Raw genomic sequence first — 7,493 nt, 5'->3', positions numbered from 1 at the left:
CACCGCCTCCTCGACGGCAATCTCGTCGAACGGGTTCATCGACATTTTCACATTCGCAATATCGACGCCCGTGTTGTCCGCCTTCACGCGAACCTTCACGTTGTAATCGACTACGCGCTTGACTGGCACAAGGATTTTCATAGAGCACACTCGGAGAGTTGCAGCGAAAGCTGTCGAAGGTATGTCCACGGATAGATGCCGCGATCATGGCCGTCTGAAAAGACGATGCGGATCGCGTAGTGGCCGACGGGCTCGATCGCGCTAAAGTCGATGTTCGGGGACCACTCATCTTCTGGGCCGCTCATGCAATCGGTGTCGCGCTTCGCGGCGATGCGTGTCGCTTCACACGCGCTGCAAGGGCAGGCCGCACGTAACGTACGGCTCGCAAGCCATGCCTTGGTCTCGTCGGTCCAGCGCAACTCGAGCATTTGGCTGCGCGCATGCAGCACGATGGCGTTGGGGATATACGTAGCCATAATGTTCATCGCTCTGAAGTTGTGCCGATGCCGAAACCGTCGGATACATCTTCCTGTTCAAGGATGCCGACACCGCCTGCCGTGCCGTTCTCGCCTGATTTGGCGGGCAGTTCGCTACCCATTGCTTGCAGGCTTTCGGCGCGAATGAGCGCGCGCAGGCGCTGCACGAGCGCGACGTATTCGGTCGATGTTGTCGTCTCGGGAGTGCGCGGGCGCGGCAGATCGACGGGGATGATCGCCTTGATGCGGCCGGGCCGCGAGGTCATCACGTAGACGCGATCCGACAAGAAGACGGCCTCATCGATGTCGTGCGTCACGAAGAGCACCGATATCCGCAGGCGCTGCCACATGTTGGTGAGCACTTCCTGCATGACGGCTCGCGTTTGCGCGTCGAGCGCGCCGAACGGCTCGTCCATCAGCAGCACGCGTGGGCTCGTGGCCAAGGCGCGGACAATGCCGACGCGCTGTTTCATGCCGCCCGAGAGCTGATCCGGATAATGGTTTTCGAAGGCGAGTAGCCCAGCTACCTCGAGGAGCGTGCGTGCTGTCGCTTCGCGCTTGGCAGTCGGCACGTCTTGCATCATCAAACCGAATTCGACGTTCTTGCGCACCGACATCCACGGAAAGAGCGAGTACTGCTGAAACACCACACCGCGCTCAGCGCCTGGGCGCGTGATCGCCGCCCCGTCGAGCGTGGCGGCACCGCTATCGAGCTTCATGAACCCGGCGACGACGTTCAGCAATGTCGACTTTCCACAACCCGATGGGCCGATGATTGAGACGAACTCGCCCGGCTCGACGGTGAGCGAAACGTCGTCGAGCGCGACGAAGGGGGCGCCCACAGGCTGATCGAACTGCAGCCCTGCATGACGTATTTCGATACGGCCGGACGCGAGGGCGGCTTGCGGGGCGGGGGACAAGTGCAGCGCATTCATGCTTTGCCCTCGCGGGTGGCAAAGGCGCGCCACGGCATGGCGAGCGTGCCGGCAATACGGATCGCGCTGCTGCACAGCCAGCCGAGCAGCCCGATCGTTATCATGCCGAGAACGATTTCCGAGTAAGTGACGAGCGAATACGCTTCCCATGTGGCGTAGCCGATGCCGAACTGACCGGAGATCATCTCCGCGGCGATCAGAGACACCCAGGCGACGCCCATGCCGAGGGCGAGTCCGGTGAAGATGTGCGGCAGCGCGCCTGGCAGCACGACGTGGCGAAAGAGCGCGGCCTCCGAGGCGCCGAGGCTTCGCGCCGCGCGCAACAGCACCTTGTCGACGGCGTGTACCCCTTCGACCGTATTGAGCAGGATCGGGAAAAACGCGCCGAGGCAAGTGATGAAGTCAATGCTGACTTCGTTCGACGGCCATAGCATCACCGAGATCGGTACCCACGCAATGGCGGGAATCGGGCGCAGTGCCTCGAGCGCGGGAAAGATGAGTCCGCGCACGATGCGGTAGCGCCCGACGAGCAAGCCGAGCGTGACGCCCAAAACAGCAGCGAAGCTAAAGCCAATCAAAATGCGGCGCAGGCTGACGGCGATGTTGTCGATGAACGTGCTCGTATGGTTGACTTCCAGCAGCTTTTCGAAGACGGCGCCAGGCGTCGGAATATTCGCAAAGCGCACATAAAGGCTGAGCTGAAAGCGCGTCGCGATATACCAGAAAGCGATCATCGAGGCGATCGATATCGTCGCGAGCAGCCAATCGAAGCGTCTCTTTCGCCAAAGGCGTCGCAGCGCGATACTCGTTGCCCGCGGGGGCGCGGCCGTCAACTGCGCAGGGCCCGCAGCTGGCGCAGCGTTGCTATGCGGGCTGTGCGTCTGTGCCGTTTGAGGCAGAGGCACGACGTCGGCGCTGTGGACCGGTTGAGCTGAACGAGCGGTATGGCCGCTCTGACTGGCGGTGTGAGGCAGATCAAAATGATCGGGAAGCGTCGCAGATTTCATAGTCATCTCCGGTCAGGCGACGCAGCGAGCGCGTCTTCGTAGGTCATCAGGCGGCCATGCTGCGCATCGGCGTAGCGCTTTGCGTCGGCCTTCAACAGGAACGGTGTAATCGATGTCTGCCCGGAGGCACCGGCAGCAGGAGTGGCGACATAGAACGCCTGATCGGCGAAAAGCTTGATACCGAGTGAGTGATCCATCACGTAGACCACGTCGATCTTCTTGCCTTGCGCGCGGTATTGCTTGATACCGGTCAGCGCACACGAGGCCGAGCTGACGGGCACGATCGCGCCGCCCGCTATCCAGATTTCGGCGGCTTCGGCGGGGTGATCGATGGACGTCTTGCAAACCGGATCGGTGCCGCGGATCTCGTAGTTGGCGAGGCTTCGCAGCTGGGCGTCATAGTCGAGCCCATCGAGCTTGAATGCAGTGCGCAGGTAGCTGTCGTTGACCCATGCATCGATGTTGAAGTCCTTCACGCGGTTCATGCTTTGCAGCACGCCGTAGGCTGTCTTCAGCGCATCGTGCTCCACCGGCTTGATGGTCGGGTCCAGCGTATGAATACCGTTGGGCCCAAGGAAGATGTAGACCACTTCCTTCTCGATATGAGTCCATTGCTGGATGTCGGTGGCTGCCTGTTGCGGGTTCGCGCGCAGCCAGGCGTTTGCATCGATGAGCGCGCGTAGATAGGCGACGACGATCTCCGGGTACTGCTGCGCGAAATCCTTGCGGACGACGACGCCGTGAAAAGTCGGCGTCCTGTTTTCGACGCCGTCGTAGACCTTGCGCGCGAAACCGCGGAACGGCAGCAATTCGGGGAAGGGAACGAAATCGGCATGGGCGTCGATCTTGTTTTCCTGCAAGTTGGTCGTGCCTACTTCGGGGCTTTGATTGGCAAGCCGAAGGTAGTCGCTGCTCCAGCCTTGCTTTTGCATCGCCTGCAGCAGCATGCCGTGGGCGGCGGAGCCAAACGGCACTGACACCGTCTTTCCCTTCAGATCGGCGAGCGAGTAATAGGGCGATTGCTTGTTGACGACGACGCCGTTGCCCGCACCATAGGCGTTATAGCCGAGGACGGCGATCAGCTCGGTCTCGTTGCCTTTGAGCTGTTGCCCCGTGGCGCCGTTCACGACGAGCGGATAGTCGCCCATCATGCCGATCTGCAGTTTGCCGGCCATCATCCCGTTGGTGACGGGCGGACCTGACGTGAAGTTTTGCCAATCGATGTGGTAGTCGACATCGCGATACTTGCCGTCGTGCGGCAGGTACTTTTCGAGCAGCTTCATCTGCTGGATGACGACGCCGCCTGTGACTGTATTGGTCGTCGTATTTTGTGTGCCGATGCCGATATCGATCGTCGTGCGAGCCAGTGCAGGGCCGCCGATGAGGGAGAAGGCCAGAGCCGCGCCGACCGTGCAGACCGCCGCGAGGCGGCGGATCGGCTGGCGCGTGCTAGCCGGCGGCGAAAGCCGCCCGGCGAGAGGAGACCAATGCGACGAACGCGACAAATGCCACCAGTGCCTCGTGTGCCGCAGCGCAGGGATTCGATTGCTAACCACTCGTTGCCTCTTTGCTGTCAATACCGTCGTTATGCGCGCTCGCGCGCCTACCGAGCGCACCCGCGTTGCCGCGGGCCGCGCCTATCCTGCTTTCTATCCCTCGGTCGCACTATTGCTCGCTGCTTGTTGCCGCTTTGTGCCACTTGGTGTGCGGCTATGTCGGCTTATGTCGGCTTTTATCTGTCACGCTCGTCAAGCGATCTCGCCGATCAACGCGAGTTTGTCCGGGTGTTCCGCCCAGTCGTCGGCATCGGGCAATGGCTCGCGCGTAGAGGCAATGACGGGCCACGCTTTCGCGTATTGGGCATTGATGGCGACGAACGGTTGCTGATCGGGCCGCAGATTGTCGATGTCGACGATCGCTTCGACGGGACACTCGGGTACGCACACTCCGCAATCGATGCAGCCTTCGGGATCGATCACGAGGAACCGCTCGCCTTCATGGAAGCAATCGACGGGGCACACGTCGACGCAATCGGTGTATTTGCAACGAATGCAGTTTTCGGTGACGACGTAAGTCATGCGAGGCTCCGCTTGGCGAGGTCGATAGAGGTCAGCGCAAGACGAGCCAGCTTGCGTACGTCGGGATCGGGATCGTTGAGCACTGCATCGAGCGCCGGGATGGCAGCCTGATCGCCGATTTCGCCGAGTGCGATCGCAGCTTCCTTGCGCAAGTTGCTCACCTCATGGCGCAGTTGCTCGGCGATGCCTGGCACGGCCTCGCGCGCCTTGATGAGGCCGAGGCTCCGAACGGCCTTCGTGCGGACCTGCCAGAACGGATCGGCGAGCGAGGCGACGAGCTCGGGTACCGCAGCCGTGCCGCGCAGCTTGCCGATCGTCTGCGCCGCTTCTTCGCGCACCTGCCATGAGGCGTCATGCAGCGCGCGCACGAGCGACGGCAGCACACTGACGGCGCTGTCGAAGCCCAGCGCGCCGAGTGCCACGCGACGCACATCGGCATCGGCATCGGCCGTCGCGAGTGTCGAGAGCACAGGGATGGCTGAGCGGTCCTTGAGATAGCCCAGCACGCCCGCAGCTTCGCGGCGTACTGCGGCGTCTTCGTGGCCGGCGAGCCGCAATGCCGGCGCGAGGACCTCGGGCAGCCGCAACGCGCGCACGGCGCGCAGCGCACGCGCCAGCACAAGGGCATCGCCATCGTCGAGATACGGCAGCACATGCTGGCCCGCGGCGGGCGTCTTCAGCTCGGCCAGCACCTCGCCCGCTGCTGCGCGTACCGATTCGTCGGCGTCACGCAAACACGCGGCTAGGGCCGTGACGCTCGCGTCGTCCTCGAAGCCTTCGAGTGCTTTGGCCGCCTCGGCACGCACGCTGGCATCGCCATCGGCGAGTGCCTCGACGAGCAGCGGCGCGACGTCGTCCTCGTCGACTTCGTCGGAGTACGGCAAATCCAGTACGGCAAGCCGCCGCACGGTGGGGTCTGCGGCCCTGAGGCGCGCAAGGAAAGCTGGCGATGCGTTGAAGCTGGCGGTGTCATTCATGGGTGACTCCGTCAGCGAACCAGATAAGGAATGTTCACGTGCACTGCGCCTGTCGGGCAGTCCTGCTCGCAAGGCATGCAGTACCAGCATTCGTCAAACTTCATGAACGCCTTTTGCGAGGTCAGGTCGATGGCCAGCACGTCGAGCGGGCAGACGTCGACGCACACTGTGCAGCCTTTTTCAGCGATGCACTTCGCTTCGTCGACAACCACAGGAGCCTGGGTGCGGGTCGTTGCGATAGTCATGGGGAATCTCCAGAATTCAAGTCTCGAATCGCGTCAGGCGAGCTTCAGGCGGCCTGCGCCGGCACGCTCACGCGCAGTCGTTGATAGGCGTTGCGTTCTTCGTCGTCGATCGGAACGACGAACGGGTCCACGGCACGCTTTCTGAGCGTCATGCGACCGTCTGCGTCGAGCCGCAGTTGAGAGTGGCAGTGCCAGTCGAGGTCGTTGCGTTCCGGATGGTCGGCGCGCAGGTGATACAGGCCCCAGCGGCTTTCCGTACGGAACAGCGACGCGCGTGCGGCCATTTCGGCGCAGTCTCGAATCGAGGAGGCTTCCATCGCGCGCATCAGCTCATGCGGATCGGTTACGGACAAGTGCTCGAGGTCTTCGCGGATCTCGTCGAGCCGCTGCAGACCGATCTCCATCTTGCGTGTGACCTTGGGCGGCTGCAGGTAGTCGTTGACGACGCGACGCGTCTTGTATTCGACCTGCCAAGGCGTGAGGCCCTCCGTGCGCGCAAGCGGCGCATGAATGCGTGAGCGCTCGGCCGCGACGAAGCCTGCGTCCACGCTCGCATGAGCACGCGAGGCGCAGTAGGCCGCTGCATTTGTGCCGCAGATCTTGCCGTAGACGAAAGCGCCGAGCATGTAGTTGTGCGGCACACTTGCGCAATCGCCAGCCGCGAAGAGACCCGGCACCGTGGTCGCGCCTTCCTCGTTGGTGTAGATGCCCGACGCGCTATGCCCGCTGCAAAAGCCGATCTCGGAGATGTGCATTTCGATCATCTCGCGCCGATAGTCGGTCCCGCGCCGTTCATGGAAGCGCCCGCGGCTCGGCCGCTCGTTCGTATGCAGGATCGTCTCGATCTCGCTGATCGTTTCTTCGGCGAGATGGTCGAGCTTCAGAAACACCGGACCGCGTCCGCCCTCGAGCTCGTTGAAGAACTCGAGCATCATCTGGCCGCTCCAGTAGTCGCATTCGATGAAGCGTTCTCCGCGGGCGTTGGACGTAAATCCGCCGAAAGGGCCGGTCACATACGCGCAGGCAGGACCGTTGTAGTCCTTGATGAGCGGGTTAATCTGAAAGCACTCCAGATTCGCGAGCTCGGCACCGGCGTGAAGCGCCATCACATGACCGTCACCGCAGTTGGTGGGGTTCTCGTACGTGCCGAACAGATAGCCCGAAGCCGGCAAGCCGAGGCGGCCCGCAGCGCCTGTGCAGAGCACGACGGCTTTGGCTCGAATGACGTAGAGGTCCGCTGTGCGGCAGTCGAAGCCGATGATGCCCGCCACTTCGCCGGCGGGCCCCGTAAGAATGCGTGTGACGACGACGCGGTTGGTAATCTCGACGCGGGCGCGTTTCATCTGCCGGTACAGCACACGCTTCATGTGATGCCCTTCGGGCATGGGCAGGACGTAGGCGCCCATGTGATGCACTTTGCGCACCGCGTAGTCGCCCGTCTCGTCCTTTTCGAACTTCACCCCCCAGCGATCGAGCTCTTCGATCATCGGAAAACTCATCTGCGCGTACCTCAGGATGGCCTTCTGATCGACGATGCCGTCATTGGCAACGGTGATCTCCTTGGTGTATTGCTCGGCGGTGGCGTGACCGGGAATCACGGCGTTGTTGAGTCCGTCCATGCCCATCGAGATGGCACCGCTGCGCTTCACGTTTGCCTTGTCGATCACGAGCACGCGCAGTGAGGGATCGGCTTCCTTCGCCTTGACTGCGGCCATCGGACCACCCGTGCCGCCACCCACGACGATCACGTCGTATTCGAGTTCGTGTGTCTGCAT

General features: G+C 62.4%; 8 protein-coding genes and 1 pseudogene. All 9 read right to left on the bottom strand.

The window, feature by feature from the left end; all coding sequences use genetic code 11:
- Positions 1-141 (bottom strand): annotated as a pseudogene (locus VL598_RS02370) (electron transfer flavoprotein subunit beta/FixA family protein); the annotation flags it as partial.
- Complete coding sequence (locus VL598_RS02365) at positions 138-476, bottom strand: gamma-butyrobetaine hydroxylase-like domain-containing protein (protein WP_325325099.1); 339 nt, start codon at positions 474-476, stop codon at positions 138-140. The gene VL598_RS02365 and the pseudogene VL598_RS02370, both read right to left, overlap by 4 nt.
- Positions 477-481: 5 nt before the next feature.
- On the bottom strand, positions 482-1,411 hold the full coding sequence (locus VL598_RS02360; RefSeq protein WP_325325098.1) for an ABC transporter ATP-binding protein: 930 nt from the start codon (positions 1,409-1,411) through the stop codon (positions 482-484).
- Positions 1,408-2,418, bottom strand: a complete 1,011-nt coding sequence (locus VL598_RS02355) for an ABC transporter permease (RefSeq protein ID WP_325325097.1) — start codon at positions 2,416-2,418, stop codon at positions 1,408-1,410. The genes VL598_RS02360 and VL598_RS02355 overlap by 4 nt, the downstream gene beginning before the upstream one ends.
- A gap of 2 nt (positions 2,419-2,420) precedes the next feature.
- Positions 2,421-3,974, bottom strand: coding sequence for an ABC transporter substrate-binding protein (locus VL598_RS02350; protein WP_325325096.1), 1,554 nt, complete (start codon positions 3,972-3,974; stop codon positions 2,421-2,423).
- 192 nt (positions 3,975-4,166) lie between these two features.
- Entirely contained in the window at positions 4,167-4,496 is a 330-nt protein-coding gene (fdxA, locus tag VL598_RS02345) for a ferredoxin FdxA (protein WP_325325095.1), read from the bottom strand.
- Positions 4,493-5,473, bottom strand: coding sequence for a HEAT repeat domain-containing protein (locus VL598_RS02340; protein WP_325325094.1), 981 nt, complete (start codon positions 5,471-5,473; stop codon positions 4,493-4,495). Before VL598_RS02340 ends, fdxA begins: the two co-directional genes overlap by 4 nt.
- An 11-nt stretch (positions 5,474-5,484) precedes the next feature.
- Positions 5,485-5,718, bottom strand: a complete 234-nt coding sequence (locus tag VL598_RS02335) for a ferredoxin family protein (RefSeq protein ID WP_325325093.1) — start codon at positions 5,716-5,718, stop codon at positions 5,485-5,487.
- A gap of 44 nt (positions 5,719-5,762) precedes the next feature.
- Entirely contained in the window at positions 5,763-7,493 is a 1,731-nt protein-coding gene (locus VL598_RS02330) for a fumarate reductase/succinate dehydrogenase flavoprotein subunit (RefSeq protein WP_325325092.1), read from the bottom strand.

Source organism: Trinickia sp., assembly GCF_035492435.1.
Classification (GTDB): Bacteria; Pseudomonadota; Gammaproteobacteria; order Burkholderiales; family Burkholderiaceae; genus Trinickia.
The sequence above is the reverse complement of the archived record's forward strand: the minus strand, read 5'-3'. Positions and strand labels throughout refer to the sequence as shown.